The organism is Streptomyces sp. GSL17-111, from assembly GCF_037911585.1.
Taxonomy (GTDB): domain Bacteria; phylum Actinomycetota; class Actinomycetes; order Streptomycetales; family Streptomycetaceae; genus Streptomyces.
This window is the reverse complement of the sequence record NZ_JBAJNS010000001.1, coordinates 4,974,210-4,999,801: the sequence shown is the minus strand read 5'-3', so window position 1 is coordinate 4,999,801 and position 25,592 is coordinate 4,974,210. Positions and strand designations below refer to the sequence as shown.

Below are 25,592 nucleotides of genomic sequence, written 5' to 3'. Positions count from 1 at the left end.
TGCGTCACGCGGCGTCGGCGGCGGCCTTCTCGACCTTGGCGCGCAGGCTCTCGGGGGTGAGCGGGTCGTTCGGGTCCCCGTAGAGGCTCTCGCCGTTCAGCAGGACGGTCGGAGTGGCGTTGTACTCGGAGGCGGTGAAGGCGTCGTTGGTGCGCGTCACCCGGGTGTCGTGGGTGCCGTTCTGGACGCAGGAGCGGAACTCGGGGCTGTCGAGGCCGGGGATCTCACCGGCGAGCTCGATCAGGTGGTCCTTGTCGGCGAAGGTGTCCTCCTGCTCCGGCGGCTGCTCGGCGTAGAGCAGGTCGTGGTAAGGGGTGAACAGCTCTGCGTCCTTGGCACAGTGCGCGGCGTTGGCCGCGTACTTCGAACCGTTCCCGCCCATGTTGCCGTCGATGATCGAGACCAGGTGGTACTCGACCCGGACCTTCCCCTCGTCGGTCAGCTCGTGGACGGTGTCCTTGAACGCCAGCTCGAACTGGGCGCAGCCCGGGCAGCGGAAGTCCTCGTAGATCGTGAGCGTGACGGGGGCCTTGCCCTTGCCCTCGGTGACGGGCGGCGCCGCCTTGCCGTCGCCCTTCTCCTGCGAGCCGCCGGCCGCCGCGTAACCCACCACGCCGACGACGGCGAGTACGCCCACGGCGACGAGGCCGGCCTTCAGTCCGCGCCTGCGCTTCTGCGACGCCTGCTCCCGCTCGCGCTGCTCCCGCAGCCGCGCGACGGCGGGGCGGCTTCCCTCCTGGCTGCTGTGGCTCATCACACCCGGGCCAACGACCGTGCGGCCGTTTCGCCCGCGCTCGGCGCCGCATTTCCCCCGAAGGGACGACGGCCGGGGGCGGCTTGACGACCGCTGGGCGTGGTTTCGGACCGGTCGTCGCACGGAGGTGTACCGCTTGTCGCGCGCCCGGAACGTTCACCGCACGTACCGGAGTGCCGCTTCCCCCGTGCTGTGACGCTGCTTACCTTCCCCCCAGTTCCCCCTGCCGAGGAGGCGTTCATGCCGACAGATCACCCACCGCACTCCCGCTCACCGGAGGAGGAGCGGGCGGAACGGACGGTAGCGATGCACACCGACGCGCGCTTCCTTGAGCTGAAGCGACGGCTACTGGTCTTCGTCTTCCCCATGAGCGTCGCCTTCTTCGCCTGGTACCTGCTGTACGTGCTGATGTCCGCGTACGCACGCGACCTCATGTCCACGGTGCTGTTCGGGACCGTCAACGTGGCGCTCGTCTTCGGCGTGCTCCAGTTCGTCAGCACCTTCGGCATCGCCGTCCTGTACTCCCGCTACGCGGGCCGGCGGCTCGACGCGCTCGCCGACTCCCTGCGCGAGGAGCTGCACGGGCAGGAGCCCGTGCCCGCCGGCCGTACCGCCCCCGAGGATTCGGAGCGTTCCGCATGATGCTCGCCGCTGAGACCAGCGATTCCAGCCGCGCCATCACGCTGCTGCTGTTCGTGTCGATGATCGCGGTGACCCTGATCATCACGGTCAGGGCCAGCCGCCAGACGAAGTCAGCCGCCGACTTCCACTCCGGCGGGCGCGGCTTCACCGGGCTGCAGAACGGCTTCGCGATCGGCAGCGACTACATGTCCGCCGCCTCCTTCCTCGGTATCGCGGGGATGATCGCGCTGTTCGGCTACGACGGCTTCCTCTACTCGATCGGCTTCCTGGTCGCCTGGCTCGTCGCCCTGCTCCTCGTCGCCGAACTGCTCCGCAACTCCGGTCGCTTCACGATGGCCGACGTGCTGTCCTACCGCATGAAACAGCGGCCGGTCCGGACCGCGGCGGCCGTCTCGACCCTCACCGTGTCCGTCTTCTACCTGCTCGCGCAGATGGTCGGGGCGGGCGCGCTCATCGCCCTGCTGCTCGGCATCGCCCCCGGCGAGACGTACCTCGGCATGGACGCGGACACCGCCAAGATCGCCGGGATCGTCGTCGTCGGCATCCTCATGATCGTCTACGTCACCTTCGGCGGGATGAAGGGCACCACCTGGGTGCAGATCATCAAGGCCGGGATGCTGATGGGCGGCGCGTTCCTGCTGACGGTGATGGTGCTGGGCGTCTACGGCTTCGACCTCGGCGCCCTGATGAACGACGCGGCGGGCGCGAGCGGAGCCGGACAGTCGTTCCTCGAACCCGGGCTGCGCTTCGGCACGGAGGTTCCGGGCGACGCGCTCCAGACGCTGTGGAACAAGCTGGACATGATCAGCCTGGGCCTCGCCCTGGTGCTCGGAACAGCCGGGCTGCCGCACATCCTGATCCGCTTCTACACCGTCCCCGATTCCAAGACGGCCCGGAAGTCGGTGAACTGGGGCATCGGGCTCATCGGCACCTTCTACCTGATGACCCTGGTCCTGGGCTTCGGCGCGGCGGCCCTCGTGGGCAAGGAGGCCATCACGGCCCAGGACGCGGCGGGGAACACGGCGGCGCCGCAGCTCGCCGAGGCGGCGGGCGAGCACTTCGGCGGTTCGGGGCTGGCCGCCGTGATGCTGGCGATCATCGCGGCGGTCGCCTTCGCGGCGATCCTCTCCACCGTGGCGGGCCTGACCATCGCGTCGTCCTCCTCCCTGGCCCACGACTTCTACAACAGCGTGCTGCGCGGCGGTAAGGCCACCGAGCAGGACGAGGTGCGGGTCGCCCGGATGTCGGCGTTCGGCGTGGGAGCGGTGGCGATCGTGCTGGCCATCTTCGCGCAGAGTCTCAACGTCGCCTTCCTCGTGGCGCTGGCCTTCGCCATCGCCGCCTCGGCGAACCTGCCGACGTTGCTGCTGAGCCTGTTCTGGAAGCGCTTCAACACGCAGGGCGCGGTGGCCGGTATCTACGGCGGTCTGATCAGCGCGGTGGGACTGGTGATCTTCTCCCCCGTGGTGTCGGGCTCGGAGAAGGCACTCGTCACCGGCGCCGACTTCGCCTGGTTCCCGCTGGCCAACCCGGGCCTGGTGTCGATCCCGCTCGGGCTGCTGTGCGCGGTGGTCGGGACGCTGCTCTCCGACGAGCGCGACCCCCGGCGGTTCGCGGAGCTCCAGGTCCGCGCCCTGACCGGGGCCGGCGCCGAACCGGCGGGCGACCACTGACCCACCCCGCCCCCGCGCCCACGGTGCCCCGGCCGACCCCGTCGGCCGGGGCACCGCCGCGTGGCACGGCGGGACGGCGGACGTCAGGGGGCGTGGAGGCGCAGGACGGCGCGGGTGGCGCCCTCGGGGGGTGAGCCCCAGCGCAGGGAGACGCCGACCATCGTGGCGAACGCCAGGGGGACCGTCCACGCCGCCGGCTGGGCGAGCAGGACCGTCAGGAGGCCGGAGGCGTACGTACCGGCCACCGAGGCGAGCGCCGCGCCCGTCGCCGAGACGCCGCCGACGACCAGGCCGCAGACCGCGCCCGGCAGGGTGAGGCGGGGCCACCAGATGCCGAGGACCAGCAGCGGGCAGAAGGTGGAGGCGGCGACGGCGAAGGCCCAGCCCACCATGACGTTGATGTCGACGTGCGCGGCGGGCAGGGACAGCAGCACCGCGACGAACGCTCCGGCGGCGACGGCCAGCCGGAGCCGGGAGAGGCCGCTGCCGAACAGGTCGTGGGAGAGCCCGCCCGCCAGGGCGAGCAGCAGCCCCGAGGACGTGGAGAGGAAGGCGGCGAAGGCGCCGGCGGCCACGAGGGCCGTGAGCAGGCTGCCCAGGGTGCCGGGGGCGACCTCGCCGGGCAGGACGACGGCGACCGTGTCCGTGGCGCCCTGGTGCACGAGGTGCGGCGTCAGGACGCGGCCGAACAGGCCGTAGACCACGGGGAAGAGGTAGAAGACGCCGAGCAGGGCGATCACCATGACGGCCACGCGGCGTGCCGCCCGCGCGCTGGCGCTGGTGTGGAAGCGCATGACGACGTGCGGCAGCCCGACCGCGCCCAGCGTCGTGGCGAGGAGGACGGACCAGGTGCTGAGCAGCGGGTACCCGGCGTCCCCGATGTCGAGCAGCGGCCGGCTCCAGCCGTCGGGGACGGTGACCGGTTCCAGGGCCCGCGCGCGGGTGTCCGCTCCCGCCCGCACGACGAGGAAGACGGCGGGCACGGCGATGAAGGCGAGCTTCACGAGGTAGTGGAAGGCCTGCACGTACGTCGCCGACCGCATCCCGCCCATCGCGATCGACCCGCTGACGACCAGCCCGGCCAGCACCACGCCCACCCAGTACGGTGTACCGCTGACCAGCTGGAGCACCACACCCGCGCCCTTGAACTGCGGCACCAGGTAGAGCCACATGATGACGAGCACCACGAGCCCGCACAGCCGCCGCACACTGGTGGACGCGAGCCGGTACTCGGCGAAGTCGGGGACGGTGAAGGCGCCCGAGCGGCGCATGGGACCGGCCACCAGCGCGGCCACGGCCACGTACCCGGCGGTGAAGCCGACGGCGTACCACATGGTGCCGATGCCGTCCTTGAGGAGCAGCCCGGCCAGGCCCAGCACGGAGGCGGCGGAGACGTACTCCCCCGCGATGGCCATGGCGTTCCAGCCGCTACCGACCCGGCGGGAGGCGACGAGGAAGTCGGGGGTGGTGCGCGCCGCCCGCACGCCGTACACGCCGATGGCCAGGCTCGCGGCGATGAGGAAGCCGATGGCCAGCAGGCCGGTCACGCGGGCCCGCCCGTCGTCGCGCGCGTCATGGGCCGCCGTCCCCGGTGGCACCGTCCGGGCCGTCCCCGGTGCGGGCGGGCGGGGGCCGCAGGCGGTCCTCCGTGCGCTCGGCGGTCCGCACGTGCCGCGCCGCGATGAGCAGCAGGAGCGGATAGGTGGCGGTGGCGAGCACCAGCCAGGAGAGCGGGACACCGCCGACCGTCAGCCGGTCCAGGGCCGGGAGGGCGGCGATGAGGCCGCTGGTGCCGAACAGGACGAGGGCGAGCAGGGCGACGGTGCGCACGGCGGCGCGGCGCTGGGCGACGAAGACGCGACGGGCCAGCGCGGGGTCGGCCGGGCCGGGCAGCGGCAGCGGACGCCGGACGCCGCGCACGCCCCGGGCCAGGGCGATGCGGGTCTGCGGGCTGGTGACCCGCACGCGCCGGGGGCCGGTCACCGCGCGGCCCGGCCCAGCTGCCCGCTGCGGGCGGCCTCGATGAGCTGTTCCTTCAGACCGCGTGCGTGGCGGCGGCTGACCGGCACGTCCCCGGCCGGGGTGGCGGCCACCAGCCCGGCGGAGCTGGTGACGCGCAGGTCGTGTACCCAGCCCACGGCGACGAGGTAGCCGCGGTGGACGCGGACGAATCCGGCGGGCGCCCACACCTCCTCCAGGTAGGAGAGGGAGAGCCGGATGAGGTGGGTGCCGTCGGCGGTGTGCAGCCGCACGTAGTCGCCGTGCGCCTCGGCGAACTGGATGTCGTCCCGCCGGACGAAGACGGTGCGCCGGCTGTGCTCGATCTGCACGACGGCCAGCTCGTCCGCGGGAGGAGCGCCCTCGGCGGAGGCGCGCCGGAGCCGGACGATGCGCGCCACGGAGTCGGTGAGCCGCTCGGGCCGGACCGGCTTGAGAAGGTAGTCCACGGCGCCGATGCCGAACGCCTCGATGGCGTGCGACTCGGAGGCGGTGACGAAGACGATCGCGGGCGGCCGCGAGAGCATGCTGATCACGCGGGCGACCGCCATCCCGTCCAGGCCGGGCATGGAGATGTCGAGGAAGACGGCGTCGAAGGCGACGCTGCCCAGCAGCCGGACGGCCGCCTCGCCGCTGTCCGCCGCCAGGACGTCGGCGACCTCGGGCATCTCGGCGAGGAAGGCGCCGAGCTCCTCGCGGGTGGACGGCTCGTCCTCGACGACCAGGACCTGCAACGTCACTCCGCCACCACTCCTCGCATGAAGCGCGGCACCCGGATGATCACCTTGGTACCGCTGTCGGGCGCGGTCTCGATGAGGAGGCCGTGCTCCGGTCCGTACACCGCACGCAGCCGCTGGTCGACGTTGGCGAGGCCCACGCCCCGGGCGGGCGGGCCGCCGCCGGCCAGGACGGCCCGCGCGAGGTCCGGGTCCATGCCGACGCCGTCGTCCTCGACCTCGATGACCACGAAGGGCCCCTCGCCGAAGCCGGAGACGCTGATGTGGCCCCGCCCGGCCTTGCGCTCCAGCCCGTGCCGGACGGCATTCTCCACGATCGGCTGCACGACCAGGAAGGGGACGGCGACGGGCAGGATCTCCGGCGCCATCCGCACGGTGATGTCGAGGCGGTCGTCGAAGCGGGCGCGCTGGAGTTCCAGGTAGGTCTGGGTGGCCTGCAGTTCCTCGGCGACCGTGGCGTAGTCGCCCTTGGTGGAGAAGGAGTACCGCAGGTAGTCGGCGAAGTCGGTGAGCAGGCCCCGGGCACGTCCGGGGTCGCTGCGGATGTGCGCGGCGATGACGGCCAGCGCGTTGTGCAGGAAGTGCGGGGATATCTGCGCCCGCAGGGTGCGCAGGTCGGCCGCGGCGATGCGGACCCGCGCGGTGCGCAGCCCGGCGTGGTCGAGGTGTTCCGCGACGAGCCGGGCGACCTCACCGAGGTCCTCCTCCCCCAGGTCGCCGGCCGCGACGAGGCAGCCGGAGAGGTCGCCCGCGACGATGAGGGGCGCCGCGCACAGCGGCGGCCGGCGCAGGGCGGTGCCGTGCTCGTACACCTCGGCGAGGAGCGCGTCGGTGTCGCTGCCTGCGGGCAGGGTGCCGTGCCGGGCGACGGGGCCGTCCAGGTCGGCCAGGAGGACGGCGTCGGCGCGCAGGAGCCGCCGGATGCGCCGGGCGGCCGGCGCACCGCCCGCCCGCAGCCCGGCCCGCAGGTCGGTGCCGAGCAGACGCGCCTCGCGCAGGGCGCCGATCGTCACCGGCAGCTCCGAGCCCGCACGGCGGCGCTGCCGGCGGCGGTACCAGGGCTGGGGTGGCGTGCTCGTTTCCACGGGCTGACGCTACTCGGTGCCCGGGGCGCACGTCACGGCCCCGGCGCCACCCGCTCCGGGCCGGAGCGGCGGTGCGCGACCGCCGCTCCGGCCCGGGCGGGCGCGGGGTCAGCCCCGGCGGACGCCGGCGGCGAGTTCGCCCGCCAGGCGCCGGACGCCCGCGAGGCCGGCGTCCAGGTCGTCGGGGTGGGCGAGGAGTTCCTTGACGAACGCCGAGCCGACGATGACGCCGTCCGCGAAGTCGGCCACCTCGGTGGCCTGCCGGGCACTGGAGACACCGAGCCCCACGCACACCGGCAGGTCGGTCGTCGCGCGGGTGCGGGCGACGAGATCGGCGGCCTCGCGGCCGACGGAGTCGCGGGTCCCGGTGACGCCCATCAGGGAGGCGGCGTAGACGAAGCCGCTGCCCGCCGCCGTGATGGTGGCCAGGCGGGCGTCCTGGCTGCTGGGCGCGACGACGAAGACGGTGGCGAGCCCGTGGTGCGCGGCGGACCGGCGCCAGGCGTCGGACTCCTCGACCGGCAGGTCGGGCAGGATGCAGCCGGCGCCGCCCGCGGCGGCCAGTTCGGCGGCGAACCGCTCGGGGCCGTAGCGGTCGACGGGGTTCCAGTACGTCATGCACAGCACCGGCTTGCCGGTGGCGGCGTGCGTCTCCCGCACGGTGCGCAGGACGTCGGCGATGCGGACGCCGCCGCGCAGGGCGATGTCGTCGGCCGTCTGGATGACCGGGCCGTCCAGGACGGGGTCGCTGTGCGGCAGGCCGACCTCGACGACGTCGCAGCCGCTCTCCAGCAGGGCCGTGCAGGCGGCGATGCCGCCGTCGACGGTGGGAAAGCCGGCGGGGAGGTAGCCGACGAGGGCCGCGCGGTTCTCAGCCCTGGCACCGGCCAGGGCGGCCTCGAGCAGCTCCAGGTTGCCCTTCGCCCCGGCGGGTACCTCGGGGAGCGTGTCGTGGTGGGCGGCGGGGGCGGGGGTGCCGTGGATGTGGGTGGTGCCGGCCATCACTCGGCCTCCGTCTTCTGCTGGGGCTGCGGGTCGGGGGCGGCGTCGGCGTCGGCGTCGGCGTCGTAGTAGCCGAAGTAGCGGGCGGCGGTGTCCATGTCCTTGTCGCCCCGGCCGGAGAGGTTGACGAGGATCACGCCGTCCGGGCCGAGTTCCCGGCCGAGGTCGAGGGCACCGGCGAGGGCGTGGGCGCTCTCGATGGCGGGGATGATGCCCTCGGTCTGCGACAGCAGCCGCAGGGCGCGCATGGCCTCGTCGTCGGTGACGGGGCGGTACTCGGCCCGGCCCGTGTCCTTGAGGTAGGAGTGCTCGGGGCCGATGCCGGGGTAGTCCAGGCCGGCGGAGATGGAGTACGGCTCGGTGATCTGACCCTCGTCGTCCTGGAGGACGTAGGAGCGGGAGCCGTGCAGGATGCCGGGTTCTCCGGCGGTGAGGGTCGCGGCGTGCTCGCCGGAGTCGACGCCGTGTCCGGCTGCCTCCAGGCCGACCAGCCGCACGTCCTCGTCGCCGATGAACGCGTGGAAGAGGCCGATGGCGTTGGAGCCGCCGCCCACGCAGGCGGCGACGGCGTCGGGCAGCCGTCCGACGCGCTGGAGGATCTGCCGCCGCGCCTCGACGCCGATGACGCGGTGGAAGTCGCGGACGAGGGCCGGGAAGGGGTGCGGCCCGGCGACGGTGCCGAAGAGGTAGTGGGTGCTGTCGACGTTGGCGACCCAGTCGCGGAACGCCTCGTTGATGGCGTCCTTCAGGGTGCGGCTGCCGGAGGTGACGGGGACGACCTCGGCGCCCAGCATGCGCATCCGGGCGACGTTGAGCGCCTGGCGCCGGGTGTCGATCTCGCCCATGTAGATGGTGCAGTCGAGGCCGAACAGGGCGCAGGCGGTGGCGGTGGCGACGCCGTGCTGGCCGGCGCCGGTCTCGGCGATGACGCGGGTCTTGCCCATGCGGCGGGTCAGCAGCGCCTGGCCGAGCACGTTGTTGATCTTGTGCGAGCCGGTGTGGTTGAGGTCCTCGCGCTTGAGGAAGACCCGGGCGCCACCGGCGTGCTCGGCGAAGCGCGGCACCTCGGTGAGCGCGCTGGGCCGGCCGGTGTAGTTGACCAGCAGGTCGTTCAGCTCGGCGGCGAAGGCGGGGTCGTCCTTGGCCTTGGCGTACTCGGCGGCCACCTCGTCCACGGCGGCGACGAGCGCCTCCGGGATGAACTTGCCGCCGAACGCGCCGAAGTAGCCGGCGGCGCTGGGCACCCGGCCTTCGGGGTCGGGAAGGAAGAAGTCTTCGGACATCGGAGCACTCCACGGTGAGAAGCGGGCCACGGCGGCGGCACGACGATGACGTCGGCACGGCGCGGCGCGGTCGGCGCGATCGCGCACCGGACGCTGTGGAAAGGGGGGAGGCGGTGGAACAGACGCCCGCACGGGCGGCACGCCGGTACGCGGGGGCCGGCCCGGAAGCGTGGTGTCACGCTCCGGTGGTCCGGCGCGCCCCGGGCCGGCTGCGGGACGGGGGCCTGTTCAGGCGCGCCATCGCCGCCCGTTGATCTGGCCGGGCTCGGCTCCGATGTGGTAGCGCACGCGCCGCCCGTGCACGCGCCGTGCGGGCGCGCGGCAGCCGCGCGGCCGGCAGCCGCGGGCGAGTCGGGCGAAGGTGCGGTTCACGCCGCTCAGCCTACCGAAGGTCAGCGGCCGTGCCGCAGCGCCGGGTGCGTCCCGGCGGCGACGAGGTCGGCCACGGCCGTGCGCGGGTCCTTGCCGGTGACCAGGGACTCGCCGACGAGCACCGCGTCCGCGCCGTCGTTGGCGTAGGCGATCAGATCATGCGGGCCGCGCACGCCGGACTCGGCGATCTTGACGACGCTGTCCGGGATGGTGGGGGCGACGCGGGCGAAGTTGCCACGGTCGACCTCCAGGGTCTTCAGGTTGCGCGCGTTGACGCCGATGACGCGGGCGCCCGCGTCGACCGCGCGGGCGACCTCCTCCTCGTCGTGCACCTCGACCAGCGGGGTGAGACCGATGGACTCGGCCCGCTCGATGAGGGAGACGAGGGCGTCCTGCTCCAGGGCGGCGACGATCAGCAGGGCCAGGTCGGCGCCGTGGGCGCGGGCCTCCCACAGCTGGTAGGCGGTGACGATGAAGTCCTTGCGCAGGACCGGGATCCCGACCCGGCCGCGGACGGCCTCCAGGTCGGCGAGCGAGCCGCCGAACCGGCGCTGCTCGGTGAGGACGGAGATGACGGCGGCGCCGCCCGTCTCGTAGTCGGCGGCCAGGCCCGCCGGGTCCGCGATGGCGGCGAGCGCTCCCTTGGAGGGGCTGGAGCGCTTCACCTCGCAGATGACCTTGATGGCGTCGCCCCTGAGCGCGGCCACCCCGTCCTGGGCGGGCGGCGCCTTCGCGACACGCTCCTTGAGTTCGTCGAGGCTGACGCGCTGCTGGCGCTCGGCGAGGTCTGCGCGGACTCCGTCGATGATCTCGGCGAGCACACTCACGCGAGCGGCCCCTTTCTGCTGAGGTACGGAACGTCGCGGACTATCCCTGTGATGGTATCCGGCCATGCACGGAGGACCCGCATCCGGTTGAGCCGGACCTCACATTACGGACAAAACACCCGGCGGACCTCCGGCTTCGGGGGTGAGCGCCGCACCGAGCGGCGTGTTGCGCACCACCGTGAAGGCCACCGCGAGCACGGCCGCCCACCGGACGTGCCGGGGGGCGGGCAGCAGGGGCGGCGCGGCGGGCCGGAGGAACCAGCCCAGCCACAGCACCGCGAGGACCGCCGCACCGCACACCACGGCGGCGTTGGCGCCGAGGGCGGTGAGCGGGTCGCCGGTGACGAGGGCGTGCACGGCGCGCAGCCCGCCGCAACCGGGACAGAACAGGCCCGTGTACCGCAGGAGCGGACAGGGCGGATAGTGGCCGGATTCGTTCGGGTCGACGCGGCCCACGTACGCGGCGCCCGCGCCGGCCACGGCCAGCGCGGCCAGCGGGAGGAGCCGGGCGGTCAGGGCCCCGGCGGCCGGGGAAGCGGTACGCGGCATCCGTCCAGACTCACCTGGGCGGGCCCACGCCGCACTCCGGACGCGCCCGTCGCCCACCCGCCCCACACGGACGGCGCCCGCTCCGGCGGCCGTTCGGGGCCGGGGCGGGCGCGCGGAGCCGCTGCTCCGTAGGGCTGTCTGACACATGACGCCGGTCAGGCCAGGCGGGCTGTGTCAGACAGGTCCTGGGGGCGTGCCGGTCAGTGCTGGGAGGTGGCGGCCTGCTGGCGACGGGCGACGAGCCCCTCGTCCTCCTTCGGCATGCCCATCCCCATGGCGCGCATCACGCCACCGACGACGCCGCCGAGGACGATCACGACCATCCCGGCCCAGAAGCCCACCGGCTCGGCCATGACCATGAACGCACCGGCGATGCAGAAGCCGATGAAGGCGATGGTGACGCCGGTCCATGCGGCAGGGGTGTGTCCGTGGCTGCTGTCCGCCATGAGTGGCTCCTCGGTCGATCTGCGAGACGGATGAGCGGGGCCCGCGCGGGTGCGCGGGGGCTCACCGGCACATTGTGTCAGGGCCCCTTCGGGCGCTCGTCCCCGGCCGTCCCGTCCGCCGCCGGACGGTCCCCGAAGCCGCCGTCCTCATCGCTGGAGTCGGCACCGGAGTCGGCACCGGAGCCGTCGCCGTGCCCGCCGGTGGGGTCCTCGCCCCGGTCGAGGGCCTTCCACAGGTCCTCGGGGCGGTCGGCGTCCGCGCCGGGCCCCGGGCGGGGCCGCCGCGCGCCGGAACCGCGCTCGTAGCGACTGCCCATGGCGGGCCAGCGGCGGCCGTGCCGCAGGGCGAGAAGGCCGACCAGCAACAGGAGCGCGCCCCCGGCTACGGCGACGTAGGGCCACCCGCTGTGGCCGACGTCCTGGAGCGAGCCGCCGCTCAGCCCCGTCGCGGTGGCCGCCGCGTCGCTGAGCGCCCCGGTGTCGACGGCTCCCGCCAGCGCGGCGGCGACGGTCCCCGCCCCGCACAGGGTCAGCGTCAGCGCGACCAGGAGCCGCGCGGCGCCCCGGACGGCGAAGACGGCGACCAGCGCGGCCAGGCCCACGAGGGCGAGGGCGCTGGGCACCCCCGTGACGTCGCCGCCACTCACCTCGATCGGCAACTGGCCGCCCGGGCCGGTGGCGACGGCCTCGCCCCACGTCTGGCCGGCCGAGACCAGGACGAGGGCGGCACCGAGCGCACCGCCGAACAGGGCGGCGCCCAGGGCGCGTCGGGCGGCTCGGTCGCGATCGGTCGCTGAGGGTGCGGTGCTCACCCCGCCACGCTACCTCCGAGCCGCCCGGCGGCATGGACCGCCCTCAGCACGGCCGCCGCCTTGTTCCGGCACTCGGTGTCCTCCGCGGCGGGGTCGGAGTCGGCGACGACGCCGGCGCCCGCCTGGACGTAGGCGGTGCCGTCGCGCAGCAGCGCGGTGCGGATGGCGATGGCGGTGTCGGCGTCCCCGGCGAAGTCCAGGTAGCCGACGCAGCCGCCGTAGAGCCCGCGGCGTACCGGCTCCAGCTCCTCGATGATCTGCAGCGCCCGGGGCTTGGGCGCGCCGGAGAGCGTCCCGGCGGGGAAGCAGGCCAGCAGTGCGTCGAAGGCGCTGCGGCCCTCGTCCAGCCGGCCCGTCACCGTGGAGACGATGTGCATGACGTGGCTGTACCGCTCGACGGTCATGAACTCGACCACCTCGACACTGCCCGGCGCGCACACCCGGCCCAGGTCGTTGCGGCCGAGGTCGACCAGCATGAGGTGCTCGGCGCGCTCCTTCGGATCGGCGAGCAGTTCCTCCGCCAGGGCGTGATCGCGCTGGGGCGTCTCGCCGCGCGGCCGGGTGCCGGCGATCGGGTGGAGCATCGCCCGCCCCTCCTCCACCTTGACCAGCGCCTCGGGGCTGGAGCCGACGACGTCGAACGCGGTGCCGTCGTCGGGCGCCGACGGGTCGCCGAAGCGGAACAGGTACATGTACGGGCTCGGGTTCGTCGTCCGCAGCACCCGGTAGACGTCGAGCGCGGTGGCGTCCGTCGCCGTCTGGAAGCGCTGGGAGGGGACGACCTGGAAGGCCTCGCCGGCCCGGATGCGCTCCTTGACGTCCTCCACCGCCGCCCGGTAGTTCGCGCCGCCCCACAACCCCTCGTACCCGGGGACGGCGGGCTCGGGCAGGGGCGTCGCGCCGGAGGGAGCGGGGCGGCCGAGGTCGGCCGTCATCGCGTCGAGGCGGGCGACGGCGTCGGCGTACGCCTCGTCGACGCCGGTGTCCAGGTCGTTGTGGTTGATGGCGTTGGCGATGAGGAGGACGGTGCCGTCGCGGTGGTCCAGCACGGCGAGGTCGGAGGCGAGCAACATGGTCAGCTCGGGCAGACCGAGGTCGTCCTCGGCGCTGTCCCCGACCCGTTCGAGGCGGCGGACGACGTCGTAGCCGAGGTAGCCGACCATGCCCCCGGTGAACGGCGGCAGTTCGGGGTCGCGCGGGGTGTGCAGCGTCTCGACGGTGGCCCGCAGGACGTCGAGCGGGTCGCCGTCGGTGGGGACGCCGACCGGCGGCGTGCCGAGCCAGTGCGCCCGCCCGTCGCGGACGGTCAGCGCTGCGGCGCTGCGGACACCGACGAAGGAGTACCGCGACCAGGTCCGGCCGTTCTCGGCGGACTCCAGCAGGAAGGTGCCCGGACGTTCGGCGGCCAGCTTGCGGTAGAGGGCGATGGGGGTGTCCGCGTCGGCCAGAAGGCGGCGGACCACGGGGATGACCCGCCGGTCCTTGGCGAGCGTGCGGAAGGTGTCGAGATCGGGGGAGGCGGTCATGCGGTGGCTCAGCGCTCCTGTTCCGGCGTGCCGGTCTGCGGGGACGGCGGGGCGGCGTCCGGGGCGGGGGTGGCCAGCGGGAGCCGGCCGGCGTCGAAGCAGGTCCGGTCGCCGGTGTGGCAGGCGGCGCCGACCTGGTCGACCTGGACGAGCAGGGTGTCGCCGTCGCAGTCCAGCGCCACGGACCGCACGTACTGCACGTGGCCCGAGGTGTCGCCCTTGACCCAGTACTCGCGGCGGCTGCGGCTCCAGTACGTGCACCGGCCCGTGGTCAGGGTCCGGTGCAGGGCCTCGTCGTCCATCCACCCCAGCATGAGGACCTCACCGGTGTCGTACTGCTGGGCGATGGCGGGGAGCAGGCCGTCGGCGTTCCGCTTGAGGCGGGCGGCGACGGCGGGATCGAGTGCGGTTGCGGGCATGGGAGCATTCTGCCGCTGAGGCGGCCGAATCGGGAAAGCCGACATAACACGCTTACCAGGACGGGTCGTTCGGGCGTGTCCGCTGTTCCGAACCTGTGACGGGCCCGGGACCTCGCACGCCCGTGGCATGGGGCATCCTTTCGTGCATGAGCTATCCTCCGCCGCCGAACAACCATTCCGGGTCCGGCGCCGGCGGCGGTTTCGGTCCGCCGCAGGGTTTCGGTCCCGCAGAGCAGCCCGGTCCGCCAGCCGGTGGTTACGGCTATCCCCAGCAGCCCGGGCCACCGGGCCAGCCGGGGCCCCCGGACGGCTACGGCTACCCCGGCCAGCCCGGCCAGCCCGGTGGCTACCCCGGCCAGCCGCCCTACGGCGGCCCCGGCATACCCGGTGGCCCGCCCGGTCCGCCCGGCGGGCCCGGGGGCTACCCCCCGCCGCCGCCGAGCGGGGGCAACGGGCCGAAGGTCGCCGTCATCGTCATCGCGGCCGTGCTGGTCGCCGCGCTCGCGGTGGGCGGCATCCTCATCGCCACCTCGGGCGACGACGAACCGGACGTGAAGGCCGACAGCAGCGCCACGCCGACCGCGAGCGGCACGCCCGATCCCGAGGAGACGTCGGAGGAGCCGACGGACGAGCCCTCGGACGAGACGACCGACGACCCGTTCGACATCGACGTCCCGACCGAGTCGCCGTACCTGGAGTTCGAGGTACTGGACCCGGGGACGTGCTTCGACCACCCGACGCTGAGCAGCGACGTCACCGAGATCGAGGAGAAGTCCTGCTCGGAGCCGCACGACGCGGAGGTCATCACCAACATCACGCTCTCCGGCGACTACGCCGACGACAGCGCGATCGGTGAGGAGTCCATCTCCCTGTGCGAGAAGGACGCGCAGGACAAGGTGAACTCCATGCCCGCCGACGGGAAGGTCTACTACCCCTTCGCGCTCTACCCGCTGCAGTCGACCTACGAGTACCAGGGCGAGGACACCGTCTCCTGCGCCCTGACGATCAGCGACGCCCAGGACGGTGACGAGCTCACCGGTTCCCTTCCCTGACACCGGCCGTAGGGTGGGCGGCATGTCGACTCATGCCCGGCGTGAACGCCTGCTCCTCGCCGACCTCCTGGAGGCGGCGGGTCCGGACGCCCCGACCCTGTGCGGGGAGTGGCGGACCCGCGACCTCGCCGCCCACCTCGTCGTCCGGGAACGCCGGCCCGACGCGGCCGGCGGCCTCCTGATCAAACCCCTCGCCGCCCGTCTCGACCGGGTGCAGGGCGAGTTCGCGGCGCGGCCGTACGACGAGCTCGTGGAGCTCGTCCGTACCGGCCCGCCGCGTCGCTCGCTCTACTCCCTCAAGCAGGTCGACGAGGCGGCCAACACCGTCGAGTTCTACGTCCACGCCGAGGACGTCCGCCGGGCCCGCCCGGAGTGGACGCCGCGCATCCTGGACCCGGTCTTCTCCGACGCGCTGTGGAAGAGGCTGGAGAAGATGGCCAGGCTGCTGGGCCGCAGGTGCCCGGTGGGCCTGGTGCTGCGGCGCCCGGACGGGCAGACGGCCGTGGTCCGCAAGGGCACGCCGGTCGTCACCGTCACGGGTGAACCGGGCGAGCTCCTGCTGTACGCCTACGGCCGCCAGCGGGTCGCCCGGGTCGACGTCGACGGTGACCCGGACGCCGTCACCCGCGCCGGGGAGGCCCAGCTGGGCCTGTGACCGGCCGCCGCGCGCACGCGACCGTCGAAACGGACCGACGCGAGCGGGCCGGCGTCAGCGGACCGGCCGGCCCGCCGCGCGCAGGGCGTCCTTGACCTCGGAGATCCGCAGGTCACCGAAGTGGAAGACGGAGGCGGCGAGGACGGCGTCGGCGCCCGCGCTGATCGCCTCCGGGAAGTCCGCGGGCTTCCCCGCGCCCCCGGAGGCGATGACCGGCACCGTGACGTGCCGGCGCACGGCGGCGATCATCTCGGTGTCGTAGCCGTCCTTCGTGCCGTCGGCGTCCATGGAGTTCAGCAGGATCTCCCCCGCGCCCAGTTCGGCCGCGCGGTGCGCCCACTCCACGGCGTCGATGCCGGTTCCCCTGCGGCCGCCGTGCGTCGTCACCTCGAAGGAGCCCGAGGGGGTGCGCCGGGCGTCCACCGACAGCACGAGCACCTGCCGTCCGAAGCGTTCGGCGATCTCCCGGATCAGTTCGGGCCGGGCGATCGCGGCGGTGTTGACGCCGACCTTGTCGGCCCCGGCCCGCAGCAGCCGGTCCACGTCGTCGGGGGTCCGGACGCCGCCGCCCACGGTGAGCGGGATGAAGACCTGCTCGGCGGTGCGGCGCACGACGTCGTAGGTGGTCTCCCGGTTGCCCGAGGAGGCGGTGATGTCCAGGAACGTCAGCTCGTCGGCGCCCTCGGCGTCGTAGACCTTCGCCATTTCCACCGGGTCACCGGCGTCGCGCAGGTTCTGGAAGTTGACGCCCTTGACGACCCGGCCGGCGTCCACGTCCAGGCAGGGGATGACTCGTACGGCCAGGGTCACGAACGTTCTCCTGAGACTTCTCGGTGTGCTTCCACTTCCACTTCCACCAGGACCCGGGAGTCGGCGAAGCCCGACACGACGACCAGCGTGGTGACGGGCCGCACCGCTCCGAAGACCTCCTGGTGGGCCCGGCTCACCGCGTCGACGTCGCGGCTGTGGGCCAGGTACAGCCGGGTGCGGACGACGGCGCCGACGTCCGCGCCGAGCTCGGCCAGGGCGTCGAGGGCGAGCCTGAAGGCCACGCGGGCCTGCGTGTACGGATCGCCCTCCCCCTCCACCACGCCGTCGAGGAACGGCAGGGCGGTGGCCGTGGCCCGGTCGCCCGCGGCGACCGCGCGTGCGGAGCCGACGGCCTCCTCGAAGGGACTGCGGCCTCGCACGCGCTCGATGGTCATCCCGACACCGCCTCCAGGGCCTCTTCCAGGGTGAACGCCTTCGCGTAGAGAGCCTTGCCCACGATGGCACCCTCCACGCCCTGCGGGACGAGCGTGGCGATGGCCCGCAGGTCGGCCAGTGAGGAGACGCCGCCGGAGGCCACGACCGGGCGGTCGGTGGCGGAGCAGACGTTCGTCAGCAGCTCCAGGTTCGGGCCCTGGAGGGTGCCGTCCTTGTTGATGTCGGTGACGACGTAGCGGGCGCAGCCCTCGGCGTTGAGGCGCTCCAGCGTCTCGTACAGGTCGCCGCCGTCCCGGGTCCAGCCCCGGCCGCGCAGCGTGGTGCCGCGGACGTCGAGGCCGACGGCGATCTTCTCGCCGTGCTCGGCGATGATCTTCGCGACCCACTCCGGGGACTCCAGCGCCGCCGTGCCCAGGTTGACGCGGGTGCAGCCGGTGGCCAGCGCCGCCTTCAGGGACGCGTCGTCGCGGATGCCGCCGGACAGCTCCACCTTCAGGTCCATGGTGCGGACGACCTCGGCGATGCGGTCCCGGTTGTCGCCGGTGCCGAAGGCGGCGTCCAGGTCCACCAGGTGCAGCCACTCCGCGCCGGCCGACTGCCAGGCGAGCGCGGCCTGGAGGGGGTCGCCGTAGGAGGTCTCGGAGCCGGACTCGCCGTGCACGAGGCGCACGGCCTGGCCGTCGCGGACGTCGACGGCGGGAAGCAGTTCGAGCTTCTGGGTCATCACAGGGTACCGATCCAGTTGGTGAGGAGCTGCGCACCGGCGTCGCCGGACTTCTCGGGGTGGAACTGGGTGGCCCACAGCGGCCCGTTCTCCACGGCGGCGACGAAGCGTTCGCCGTGCGTGGACCAGGTCACCTTGGCCGGCGCGATCGCCGGGTTGTGCACCTCCAGCTCCCACCCGTGCGCGGCGTAGGAGTGCACGAAGTAGAAGCGGGCGTCGGGGTCCAGCCCGGCGAAGAGCTGTGAGTCGGCGGGCGGTTCGACCGTGTTCCAGCCCATGTGGGGGACGACGTCGGCCTTCAGCGGTCCGACGGTGCCGGGCCACTCGTCCAGGCCCTCGGCCGCCACGCCGTGCTCGACGCCCCGGGCGAAGAGGATCTGCATGCCGACGCAGATGCCCATGACCGGGCGGCCCCCGGCGAGCCGGCGGCCCACGACCCAGTCGCCCCGGGCCTCCTTGAGCCCGGCCATGCAGGCGGCGAACGCGCCGACGCCGGGGACGAGCAGCCCGTCGGCGTTCATCGCCGCGTCGTAGTCGCGGGTGATCTCCACGTCGGCACCGGCCCGGGCGAGCGCCCGCTCGGCCGACCGGACGTTGCCGAAGCCGTAGTCGAAGACGACGACCTTCTTGGTGGCGGCCGTGCTCACTGCCACACCTCCAGACGCAGGATGCCGGCGATCAGGGCGAGGGCGGAGCCGGCTCCGAGGAGCCCGACCACGCCCTTGGGCAGGCCCTGCCGCCAGAACGAGATCGCCCCGCCGAGCAGGAACAGCCCGACGAAGACGAGAGCCGTGGAGACTCCGTTCACAGGGCGCCCTTGGTGGACGGGATGCCCGTCTGCCGGGGGTCGATCTCGCTGGCGTACCGCAGGGCGCGGGCGAGCGCCTTGAACTGGCACTCCACGATGTGGTGGGCGTTCCGCCCGTAGGGCACGTGGACGTGCAGCGCGATCTGCGCCTGCGCGACGAAGGACTCCAGGATGTGCCGGGTCATCGTGGTGTCGTAGTCGGGGCCGATCATCGGGGCCATGTTCTCGGGCTCGGCGTGCACGAGGTAGGGCCGCCCGGAGAGGTCGACCGTCACCTGGGCGAGGGACTCGTCGAGCGGCACCGAGGCGTTCGCGAACCGGACGATGCCCCGCTTGTCGCCGAGGGCCTGCCGGAAGGCGGCGCCGAGCGCGAGGGAGGTGTCCTCGATGGTGTGGTGGCTGTCGATGTGCAGGTCGCCCTCGGTCTTGACGGTGAGGTCGAACAGACCGTGCCGGCCGAGCTGGTCGAGCATGTGGTCGAAGAAGCCGACACCGGTGGCGACGTCGACCTTCCCCGTGCCGTCCAGGCCCAGCTCGACCACGACGGAGGTCTCCTTGGTGGTGCGCTCCACCCGTCCCACGCGGCTCATCGCTCGTACTCCTTCATCACTGCGCGTACTGCGTCCAGGAACGCGTCGTTCTCTTCGGGGGTGCCCGCCGTGACCCGCAGCCGGCCGGGCACCCCGTTGTCCCGCACCAGCACGCCGTGCTCCAGCAGCGCCTGCCAGACGGCGTGCGCGCCGCCCTCGCCGGCGAACCGGCCGAACTGCACGAAGTTGGCGTCGGACGCCGTCACCTCGCACCCGGCCGCCCGCAGCTCCGTCACCAGGCGGTCCCGCTCGGACTTCAGCCGCTCGACGTAGCCGAGCAGGGTGTCCGTGTGCTCCAGCGCGGCGAGCGCCGTGGCCTGGGTGACGGCCGAGAGGTGGTACGGCAGCCGCACGAGCTGCACCGCGTCCACGACGGCCGGGTCGGCGGCCAGGTAGCCGAGCCGGAGTCCGGCGGCGCCGAACGCCTTGGACATGGTACGGGAGAGCACCAGGTTGGGGCGGCCCTCCAGCAGCGGCAGCAGGGACGGGTGGTGGCTGAACTCGCCGTACGCCTCGTCGACGACGACGAGCGCGCCCTTGCCGCGCGCCGCGCGCTGGGCGGCGTCGTACACGGCCACCACGGTGTCGGCCTCGACGGCGGTGCCGGTGGGGTTGTTCGGGGAGCACACGAACACCACGTGCGGGCGGTGCCGGGCGATCTCCCGGCGGGCCGCGTCGACGTCGACGGTGAAGTCCTCCCGGCGGGAGCCGGAGACCCAGTCGGTGCCGGTGCCCCGGGCGATCAGCGCGTGCATCGAGTACGACGGGTCGAAGCCCAGTGCCGTGCGCCCGGGACCGCCGAACGCCTGAAGGAGCTGCTGGAGGACCTCGTTGGAGCCGTTCGCGGCCCAGACCCCGTCGGCGTTGACCGCGTACCCGCAGGTGCGGGTGAGGTAGGCGGCGAGCCGGGTGCGCAGCTCGACGGCGTCCCGGTCGGGGTAGCGGTTGAGGCCGCGCGCGGCCTCGGCGACGCGCTCGGCGATCCGCGCCACCAGCTCCTCGGGCAGCGGGTACGGGTTCTCGTTGGTGTTCAGCCGGACGGGGACGTCGAGCTGCGGCGCTCCGTAGGGGGACTGGCCGCGCAGCTCGTCCCTGATCGGCAGGTCTTCCAGGACGGTCACGCGCCGGGCACCTTCCCGTCGAAGCGGGCCGTGAGGGCGGCGCCGTGCGCGGGCAGGTCCTCCGCCTCGGCGAGGTTCACGACGTGGTGGGTGACCTCGGCGAGGGCGTCGCGGGAGTAGTCGACGACGTGGACGCCGCGCAGGAAGGACTGCACGGACAGCCCCGAGGAGTGGCACGCGCAGCCGCCGGTGGGCAGGACGTGGTTGGAGCCCGCGCAGTAGTCACCGAGGGAGACGGGCGCGTAGGGGCCGACGAAGACGGCCCCGGCGTTGCGCACCCGGGCGGCGACGGCGGCGGCGTCGGCGGTCTGGATCTCCAGGTGCTCGGCCGCGTAGGCGTCCACGACGCGCAGGCCGTGCTCGACGTCGTCGACGAGGACGACGCCGGACTGCCGGCCGGCCAGGGCCTCGGTGACGCGCTCGGCGTGCTTGGTCGCGGCGACCCGCGTGGACAGCTCCGCGTCGACGGCCTTCGCCAGCTCCTCGGAGTCGGTGACGAGGACGGCGGCGGCGAGCGTGTCGTGTTCGGCCTGGCTGATCAGGTCGGCGGCGACGTGCGCGGGGTCGGCGGTGGCGTCGGCGAGGATCGCGATCTCCGTCGGCCCGGCCTCGGCGTCGATGCCGATGCGGCCCTTGAGCAGCCGCTTCGCCGCCGCCACCCAGATGTTGCCGGGGCCGGTGACGAGCTGGGCGGGAGCGCAGTCCTCGGTGCCGTAGGCGAACATGGCGACGGCCTGGGCGCCGCCGACGGCGTAGACCTCGTCGACGCCCAGCAGCGCGCAGGCGGCCAGGATCGTCGGGTGCGGCAGCCCGCCGAACTCGGCCTGCGGGGGCGAGGCCACCGCCAGGGAGGGAACCTCGGCCTCCTGCGCGGGCACCACGTTCATCACGACGGAGGACGGGTAGACCGCCTTGCCGCCCGGCACGTACAGGCCGACCCGCTCCACGGGCACCCAGCGCTCGGTGACGGTGCCGCCGGGGACGACGTGCACGGTGTGGTCGGTGCGGCGCTGGGCGCTGTGCACGGTGCGGGCCCGCCGGATGGACTCCTCCAGGGCCGCGCGCACGGCCGGGTCGAGCTCCTCCAGGGCGCTCCGGAGCGCCTCGGCGGGGACGCGGACGCGGTCCAGGGTGACGCCGTCGAACCGCCGCGCGTAGTCGATGAGGGCCGCGGTGCCGCGATGCCGTACGTCCTCGCAGATGGGCCGCACCTTCTCCAGGGCGGCTTCGACGTCGAGCTCGGCACGGGGCAGCAGGTCCCGGTCGATCCCGCCGGGGCCGCCCGAGGAGGCGGTACCGCGCAGGTCGATGCGGGTCAGGGAAATGGTTCGCAGCACGGGTCCAGTCTCGCAGACGGCATGCGGTGGCCTCGCCCCGTATCACTGCGTGATACGGGTGTCCGTTGTCGGTGCTGACCGATAGCGTTGGTTCCGTCACACACCGGTACGGCCGTTCGACCGGCGGCCGTCGGCGGAGGGGGACGGGTGTGAGCGAGTCGCTGACCGACGGCGAGCCACCTGCGGAGTTGCGGCTGACGACGGCGGAGTGGGGCCTGTGGCAGGCCTTCCGCAACGGCAGCCGGCACGACCTGCGCACGGGCGACCCCGCGCTGGACGACCCGGGCGGTGACGGGCCCTGGGGCCCCCGCCGCACGATCCGGGCCCGCGTCATCGCGCTGCTGCTCCTGCACGGGCCGCCGCCGCTGCTCGGGCGCGTCGCCTCGCTCAGCCTTGCGGGGGCGCACATATCGGGGCGGCTGGACCTCTCCGGCGGCCGGGTGGGGGCGTACGTCGAGCTGACGCAGTGCCGCTTCGACGAGGACGTGCTGCTGACCGAGTGCCGGATGGGCACCGTCCGGCTGCTGGACTGCCGGCTGCCCCGGCTGGAGGCCGCCCGGGCCGGTACCGACGGCGACCTCCACCTCGCCCGCTGCACGGTCACCGAGGGGTTACGGCTGACCGACGCGTCGATCGGCACGGACCTGCTGCTCAACGAGGCGACGGTCGGCAGCGGGGGCCGCTCCCGCGCCATCGCCGCCGACGGGCTGACCGTCGGCCAGGACCTCCAGGCCAGCCTCCTGATGTGCGACGGGGAGGTGAGCCTGCGCGGCGCGCAGATCGGCGGCTCGCTCTACCTGTACGGCAGCGTCCTGCGCAACCACCGCGGCCGGTACGCGCTGCACGCCCCGGAGATGCACGTCGCCCGCTTCGCGCACTGCGCGACGTCCGGGCCCGGCACCGCGTACGTCGCCCAGGGCGTGACGCCGCCCGGCGGGGTGCCCTCGCCTCCGGGGCACCTCCCCCCGGGTCAGGACGGACGGCCCGCCGACAGCCCGGCGCGCGGGGTGAAGCGGTTCCAGTGCACCGGCGGCATGAAGCTGGACGACGGGCGCTTCGGCGACTCCCTCGTGGTGGACCAGGCGCGGTTCACCCTGCGCCGGGGCCAGGAGATCTCCCTGCGCCGCGTCCAGACGCCGGAGCTGTGCTTCACCCCCGAGCGGCCGCAGGAGGGGCGCGTCGTCCTGTCCGGGGCCACCGTGGGGAACCTCGTGGACAGCGTCGACAGCTGGCCCGTGCGCGACGGCCTGTGGATGGCGGGGTTCAGTTACGACCAGCTCATACCCGTGGGCCCGTTCCCGCTGGCGCGGCGGCTCGCCTGGCTGGCCACCGCGACCCCCGAGTACTCCCCCGGGCCCTACGAACAGCTCGCCACCGTCCTGCGCAACGGCGGCGAGGACGCCGAGGCCCGCCGGGTGCTCCTGGCCAAGCAGCGGCGGCGCCGGGAGACGCTGTCGCCCGCCGGGAAGGTGTGGGGCTACCTCCAGGACTGGACGGTCGCCTACGGCTACCGGCCGGGGCTGGCGGCGCTGTGGATGGCCGTCCTGTGGCTCGCGGGCACGCTGTTCTTCTCGGGCCGCCGTCCCGAGCCGCTGGAGCTGGACAAGTACCCGCACTGGAACGCGGCCGTCTACGCGCTGGACCTGTTGCTGCCCGTGATCGACCTCGGCCACGACCGGGCGTGGAACCCGGCGGGGGCCGGCCAGTGGGTGGCCGTCGGGCTCGTCCTGGCCGGATGGGTCCTCGCCACGACGGTCGCCGCCGGTGCGACACGCATGCTCCGGCGGCAGTGACGTCCGCCGCGCGGGCGGGCCGCCCGCGCGGCGGAACCGGACGGGGCGTGCGTCCGGCGCTCCTCGGCGCAGCCGGAGCACGCCGGAGCGCGCACGCGCCGTAAGGTGGCCGACTGTGACCATCGCGCTGCCTCTGTTCCCGCTCAACACCGTGCTGTTCCCCGGGCTGGTCCTGCCGCTCACCGTCTTCGAGCCGCGCTACCGCGCCCTCATGGGCGACCTCCTGGAGATCCCGGAGGACGAGCCGCGCCCGTTCGGCGTCGTGGCGATCCGGGACGGGCACGAAGTGGCACCGACCGCGCTCGGCCTGCCCGACGGCTCACCGGCGCCCGACCCCGGTCCGGCCGCCGGCTTCGGGCCCGAGCCGATGGCGTCGTTCCACGGTGTCGGCTGCGTCGCGGACGCCTCGACCATCCGGGAGCGGGAGGGCGCCGAGGGCTACGAGGTGCTGGCGACCGGCACCACCCGCTTCCGCCTGCTGTCGGTGGACGCCTCGGGCCCGTACCTGATCGGCGAGGTGGAGGAGCTGGAGGAGGACAGCGGTGAGGGCGCCGGGGCGCTGGCCGCCGGGGTGCTGCGGGCCTTCGGTGAGTACCGCAAGCGGCTGGCCGGGGCGCAGCAGCTGACCCTCACCACCGGCCAGGAGCTGCCCGAGGAGCCGTCGGTGGTCTCCTACCTCGTCGCCGCCGCGACCGTGCTGGACACGGTGACCAAGCAGCGGCTGCTCCAGGCGCCGGACACGGCGTCCCGGCTGGCCGAGGAGCTGCGGCTGCTGCGCCGGGAGACGGCGGTGCTCGGCGAGCTGCCCTCGCTGCCCGCCGTGGACCTCACGCACCAGCCGACGAGCCCGAACTGACACACCCGGCGCGGGTGCCGGGAGGAACGAGGGGAGCGCGATGGGCAGGAAGGCGCGCGGGAGCGGGGGCGGCACGCCCGCCACGGTGGCGCTGACGGCGGCGGGGGTGGCGTTCACCGTCCACTCCTACCCGCACGACCCGGCGGCCGGGTCCTACGGCGAGGAGGCGGCACGGGCGCTGGGCGTCGGCCCGGAGCGGGTGTTCAAGACGCTGGTGGCCGAGGTGGACGGCGCGCTGACGGTCGCCGTCGTCCCGGTGTCGGGCTCCCTGGACCTCAAGGCGCTGGCCGCCGCCGTGGGCGGCAAGCGGGCCGTCATGGCGGACCCGGCGGCGGCGGAGCGGTCGAGCGGCTACGTGCGCGGCGGCATCTCCCCGCTCGGGCAGCGACGGCCGCTGCCGACCGTGGTGGACGTCTCGGCGCGGGCCCACGCGACGGTGTGCGTCTCCGGCGGGCGCCGGGGGCTGGAGATCGAGCTGGCCCCGGCGGACCTCATCGCGCAGACGGGTGCCCGCACAGCCCCGATCGGCGGCTGAGCGGCCGGGGCCACCGTCAGGGACGGGGCGGCTCGCCGGGCGCCTGGGGCCGAGGGTGTTCCGGGGCCGGCGGGGGCGGGCCCTGCGGGGGCCCGTCCTGCGGTGGGCCCCAGCCCTGCGGGAGCACGCGGGGGGCCGGCTCGCGCGGCCCGAAGGCGGCGACGAGCAGCAGGTGCGTGGCGAGGGCGGCCAGCGGCCACAGCAGCCACAGCACCCAGCCGCTCAGCTCCAGCGGCCCCTCGAAGACGCCGCCCCGGCCGGCCTCGACGGCGCGGGCCGTCAGGTCGCCGTCCGGGCCGAGCAGGCCGCCGAACCAGGCGCCCAGCCAGGAGCCGAGCACCCCGCCCGAGGCGAGTCCGAGCACGACGCCCACACCTCCCGCGCGGCGCAGGAGGAAGGCGGCGAGGCCGCTCAGCACACCGAGGCCGGCGGCGAGGGCCGCGAACGTCCCCTGGACGCCGAAGGAGTCCTCGCTCTCGTTGTTGCGCAGGAAGGCGTCGCGCCCGTCGGAGATGTAGGCGACGTCCGGGGCGAGCCACCACCACAGCAGGCCGAGGAGCAGCCCGCCGACGGTGACGGCGACCGCCGTGACGATCCCCTGCCACAGGTCGGGCACCCCGACGACGTCTCCGGTGGGCCCGCCGCGCTCCGGCGTGTCGTCACCCTCCGGGACGGGGGGACGCGCGGCCCACGGGTCGTGGCGGGGCTGCCGCCCGGGCTCGGGCCCCGACGGGCGTCCTGGCTGGGGTGAGGAGGGGGTCGGTGCGGTCACACCGCCATCGTGCCAGGC

General features: G+C 74.1%; 30 protein-coding genes. 7 read left to right on the top strand and 23 right to left on the bottom strand.

The annotated features are described in order from the left end of the window. Positions 1-4: 4 nt before the first annotated feature. A complete protein-coding gene (locus V6D49_RS22305; RefSeq protein ID WP_340562291.1) occupies positions 5-754 on the bottom strand; it encodes a DsbA family protein in 750 nt (249 codons plus the stop codon). 240 nt (positions 755-994) lie between these two features. On the opposite strand from V6D49_RS22305, the gene V6D49_RS22300 reads away from it, so the two are divergent. Both V6D49_RS22300 and V6D49_RS22295 read left to right on the top strand, forming a co-directional pair. Beyond that, positions 995-1,396: a DUF485 domain-containing protein gene (locus V6D49_RS22300; protein ID WP_340562289.1), complete on the top strand. Its 402-nt coding sequence runs from the start codon at positions 995-997 to the stop codon at positions 1,394-1,396. Next, entirely contained in the window at positions 1,393-3,069 is a 1,677-nt protein-coding gene (locus V6D49_RS22295; RefSeq protein WP_340562287.1) for a solute symporter family protein, read from the top strand. The genes V6D49_RS22300 and V6D49_RS22295 overlap by 4 nt, the downstream gene beginning before the upstream one ends. A gap of 83 nt (positions 3,070-3,152) precedes the next feature. On the opposite strand, the gene V6D49_RS22290 is transcribed toward V6D49_RS22295, so the two are convergent. The 13 genes from V6D49_RS22290 to hisI all read right to left on the bottom strand — a co-directional run bounded on the left by V6D49_RS22290 (position 3,153) and on the right by hisI (position 14,170). Beyond that, positions 3,153-4,667 (bottom strand): sodium/solute symporter, encoded by a 1,515-nt coding sequence (locus tag V6D49_RS22290; RefSeq protein ID WP_340562286.1) that lies wholly within the window; start codon positions 4,665-4,667, stop codon positions 3,153-3,155. Next, positions 4,642-5,034 (bottom strand): hypothetical protein, encoded by a 393-nt coding sequence (locus V6D49_RS22285; RefSeq protein ID WP_340562284.1) that lies wholly within the window; start codon positions 5,032-5,034, stop codon positions 4,642-4,644. Before V6D49_RS22285 ends, V6D49_RS22290 begins: the two co-directional genes overlap by 26 nt. A 14-nt stretch (positions 5,035-5,048) precedes the next feature. Continuing rightward, complete coding sequence (locus V6D49_RS22280) at positions 5,049-5,807, bottom strand: LytR/AlgR family response regulator transcription factor (RefSeq protein ID WP_340562282.1); 759 nt, start codon at positions 5,805-5,807, stop codon at positions 5,049-5,051. Further along, a complete protein-coding gene (locus V6D49_RS22275) occupies positions 5,804-6,889 on the bottom strand; it encodes a sensor histidine kinase (RefSeq protein ID WP_340562280.1) in 1,086 nt (361 codons plus the stop codon). Before V6D49_RS22275 ends, V6D49_RS22280 begins: the two co-directional genes overlap by 4 nt. A 108-nt stretch (positions 6,890-6,997) precedes the next feature. Beyond that, positions 6,998-7,891 (bottom strand): tryptophan synthase subunit alpha, encoded by an 894-nt coding sequence (trpA, locus tag V6D49_RS22270; RefSeq protein WP_340562279.1) that lies wholly within the window; start codon positions 7,889-7,891, stop codon positions 6,998-7,000. Next, the gene (gene trpB, locus V6D49_RS22265; RefSeq protein ID WP_340562277.1) at positions 7,891-9,174 is read right to left on the bottom strand and encodes a tryptophan synthase subunit beta; all 1,284 of its coding nucleotides are present in this window, start codon (positions 9,172-9,174) and stop codon (positions 7,891-7,893) included. Before trpB ends, trpA begins: the two co-directional genes overlap by 1 nt. A 228-nt stretch (positions 9,175-9,402) precedes the next feature. Then, positions 9,403-9,546: a tryptophan biosynthesis modulator TrpM gene (trpM, locus tag V6D49_RS22260; protein WP_340562275.1), complete on the bottom strand. Its 144-nt coding sequence runs from the start codon at positions 9,544-9,546 to the stop codon at positions 9,403-9,405. A 20-nt stretch (positions 9,547-9,566) separates the two neighbouring features. Beyond that, on the bottom strand, positions 9,567-10,373 hold the full coding sequence (gene trpC / locus V6D49_RS22255; protein WP_340562273.1) for an indole-3-glycerol phosphate synthase TrpC: 807 nt from the start codon (positions 10,371-10,373) through the stop codon (positions 9,567-9,569). A gap of 99 nt (positions 10,374-10,472) precedes the next feature. Continuing rightward, complete coding sequence (locus V6D49_RS22250; RefSeq protein WP_340562272.1) at positions 10,473-10,922, bottom strand: DUF2752 domain-containing protein; 450 nt, start codon at positions 10,920-10,922, stop codon at positions 10,473-10,475. A gap of 200 nt (positions 10,923-11,122) precedes the next feature. Continuing rightward, the gene (locus V6D49_RS22245; RefSeq protein WP_340562270.1) at positions 11,123-11,368 is read right to left on the bottom strand and encodes an HGxxPAAW family protein; all 246 of its coding nucleotides are present in this window, start codon (positions 11,366-11,368) and stop codon (positions 11,123-11,125) included. 77 nt (positions 11,369-11,445) lie between these two features. After that, positions 11,446-12,180: a TIGR02234 family membrane protein gene (locus V6D49_RS22240; RefSeq protein WP_340562269.1), complete on the bottom strand. Its 735-nt coding sequence runs from the start codon at positions 12,178-12,180 to the stop codon at positions 11,446-11,448. Then, positions 12,177-13,706 carry an anthranilate synthase component I gene (locus V6D49_RS22235; RefSeq protein WP_340562268.1) on the bottom strand — a complete coding sequence of 510 codons (1,530 nt, stop codon included), beginning with the start codon at positions 13,704-13,706 and terminating at the stop codon, positions 12,177-12,179. Before V6D49_RS22235 ends, V6D49_RS22240 begins: the two co-directional genes overlap by 4 nt. An 8-nt stretch (positions 13,707-13,714) precedes the next feature. Then, on the bottom strand, positions 13,715-14,170 hold the full coding sequence (gene hisI, locus V6D49_RS22230; RefSeq protein ID WP_445330579.1) for a phosphoribosyl-AMP cyclohydrolase: 456 nt from the start codon (positions 14,168-14,170) through the stop codon (positions 13,715-13,717). A gap of 101 nt (positions 14,171-14,271) precedes the next feature. Here hisI and V6D49_RS22225 point away from each other — a divergent pair, with 101 nt between their 5' ends. Then, a complete protein-coding gene (locus V6D49_RS22225) occupies positions 14,272-15,177 on the top strand; it encodes a hypothetical protein (RefSeq protein ID WP_340562266.1) in 906 nt (301 codons plus the stop codon). A gap of 22 nt (positions 15,178-15,199) precedes the next feature. Continuing rightward, on the top strand, positions 15,200-15,832 hold the full coding sequence (locus tag V6D49_RS22220; protein ID WP_340562265.1) for a TIGR03085 family metal-binding protein: 633 nt from the start codon (positions 15,200-15,202) through the stop codon (positions 15,830-15,832). 54 nt (positions 15,833-15,886) lie between these two features. Here the strand turns inward: V6D49_RS22220 and hisF are convergent, their stop codons facing one another. From hisF to hisD, 8 genes are read right to left on the bottom strand one after another with little or no spacing between them, the layout of a single operon-like run. Then, entirely contained in the window at positions 15,887-16,642 is a 756-nt protein-coding gene (hisF, locus tag V6D49_RS22215) for an imidazole glycerol phosphate synthase subunit HisF (protein ID WP_340562264.1), read from the bottom strand. Next, a complete protein-coding gene (locus V6D49_RS22210) occupies positions 16,639-17,037 on the bottom strand; it encodes a Rid family hydrolase (protein WP_340562263.1) in 399 nt (132 codons plus the stop codon). The genes hisF and V6D49_RS22210 overlap by 4 nt, the downstream gene beginning before the upstream one ends. Next, positions 17,034-17,762, bottom strand: coding sequence for a bifunctional 1-(5-phosphoribosyl)-5-((5-phosphoribosylamino)methylideneamino)imidazole-4-carboxamide isomerase/phosphoribosylanthranilate isomerase PriA (gene priA, locus V6D49_RS22205; protein ID WP_340562262.1), 729 nt, complete (start codon positions 17,760-17,762; stop codon positions 17,034-17,036). The genes V6D49_RS22210 and priA overlap by 4 nt, the downstream gene beginning before the upstream one ends. Beyond that, positions 17,762-18,409 carry an imidazole glycerol phosphate synthase subunit HisH gene (gene hisH, locus V6D49_RS22200; protein WP_340562261.1) on the bottom strand — a complete coding sequence of 216 codons (648 nt, stop codon included), beginning with the start codon at positions 18,407-18,409 and terminating at the stop codon, positions 17,762-17,764. Before hisH ends, priA begins: the two co-directional genes overlap by 1 nt. Next, positions 18,406-18,570 carry a hypothetical protein gene (locus tag V6D49_RS22195; RefSeq protein WP_191207495.1) on the bottom strand — a complete coding sequence of 55 codons (165 nt, stop codon included), beginning with the start codon at positions 18,568-18,570 and terminating at the stop codon, positions 18,406-18,408. The genes hisH and V6D49_RS22195 overlap by 4 nt, the downstream gene beginning before the upstream one ends. Then, entirely contained in the window at positions 18,567-19,160 is a 594-nt protein-coding gene (hisB, locus tag V6D49_RS22190; protein ID WP_340562260.1) for an imidazoleglycerol-phosphate dehydratase HisB, read from the bottom strand. The genes V6D49_RS22195 and hisB overlap by 4 nt, the downstream gene beginning before the upstream one ends. Beyond that, positions 19,157-20,281 (bottom strand): histidinol-phosphate transaminase, encoded by a 1,125-nt coding sequence (locus V6D49_RS22185; RefSeq protein ID WP_340562259.1) that lies wholly within the window; start codon positions 20,279-20,281, stop codon positions 19,157-19,159. Before V6D49_RS22185 ends, hisB begins: the two co-directional genes overlap by 4 nt. Beyond that, positions 20,278-21,618 carry a histidinol dehydrogenase gene (gene hisD / locus V6D49_RS22180; protein ID WP_340562258.1) on the bottom strand — a complete coding sequence of 447 codons (1,341 nt, stop codon included), beginning with the start codon at positions 21,616-21,618 and terminating at the stop codon, positions 20,278-20,280. The genes V6D49_RS22185 and hisD overlap by 4 nt, the downstream gene beginning before the upstream one ends. Positions 21,619-21,767: 149 nt before the next feature. Here hisD and V6D49_RS22175 point away from each other — a divergent pair, with 149 nt between their 5' ends. The 3 genes from V6D49_RS22175 (at position 21,768) to ybaK (ending at position 24,802) form a co-directional block, all read left to right on the top strand. After that, positions 21,768-23,411 (top strand): oxidoreductase, encoded by a 1,644-nt coding sequence (locus V6D49_RS22175; RefSeq protein ID WP_340562257.1) that lies wholly within the window; start codon positions 21,768-21,770, stop codon positions 23,409-23,411. 115 nt (positions 23,412-23,526) lie between these two features. Then, positions 23,527-24,267 carry an LON peptidase substrate-binding domain-containing protein gene (locus tag V6D49_RS22170; protein WP_340562256.1) on the top strand — a complete coding sequence of 247 codons (741 nt, stop codon included), beginning with the start codon at positions 23,527-23,529 and terminating at the stop codon, positions 24,265-24,267. A gap of 40 nt (positions 24,268-24,307) precedes the next feature. Further along, positions 24,308-24,802: a Cys-tRNA(Pro) deacylase gene (gene ybaK, locus V6D49_RS22165; RefSeq protein WP_340562255.1), complete on the top strand. Its 495-nt coding sequence runs from the start codon at positions 24,308-24,310 to the stop codon at positions 24,800-24,802. Positions 24,803-24,818: 16 nt separating this feature from the next. Here ybaK and V6D49_RS22160 read toward each other — a convergent pair whose 3' ends face one another. After that, positions 24,819-25,574: an ABC transporter permease gene (locus V6D49_RS22160; protein WP_340562254.1), complete on the bottom strand. Its 756-nt coding sequence runs from the start codon at positions 25,572-25,574 to the stop codon at positions 24,819-24,821. Positions 25,575-25,592: the final 18 nt, after the last annotated feature.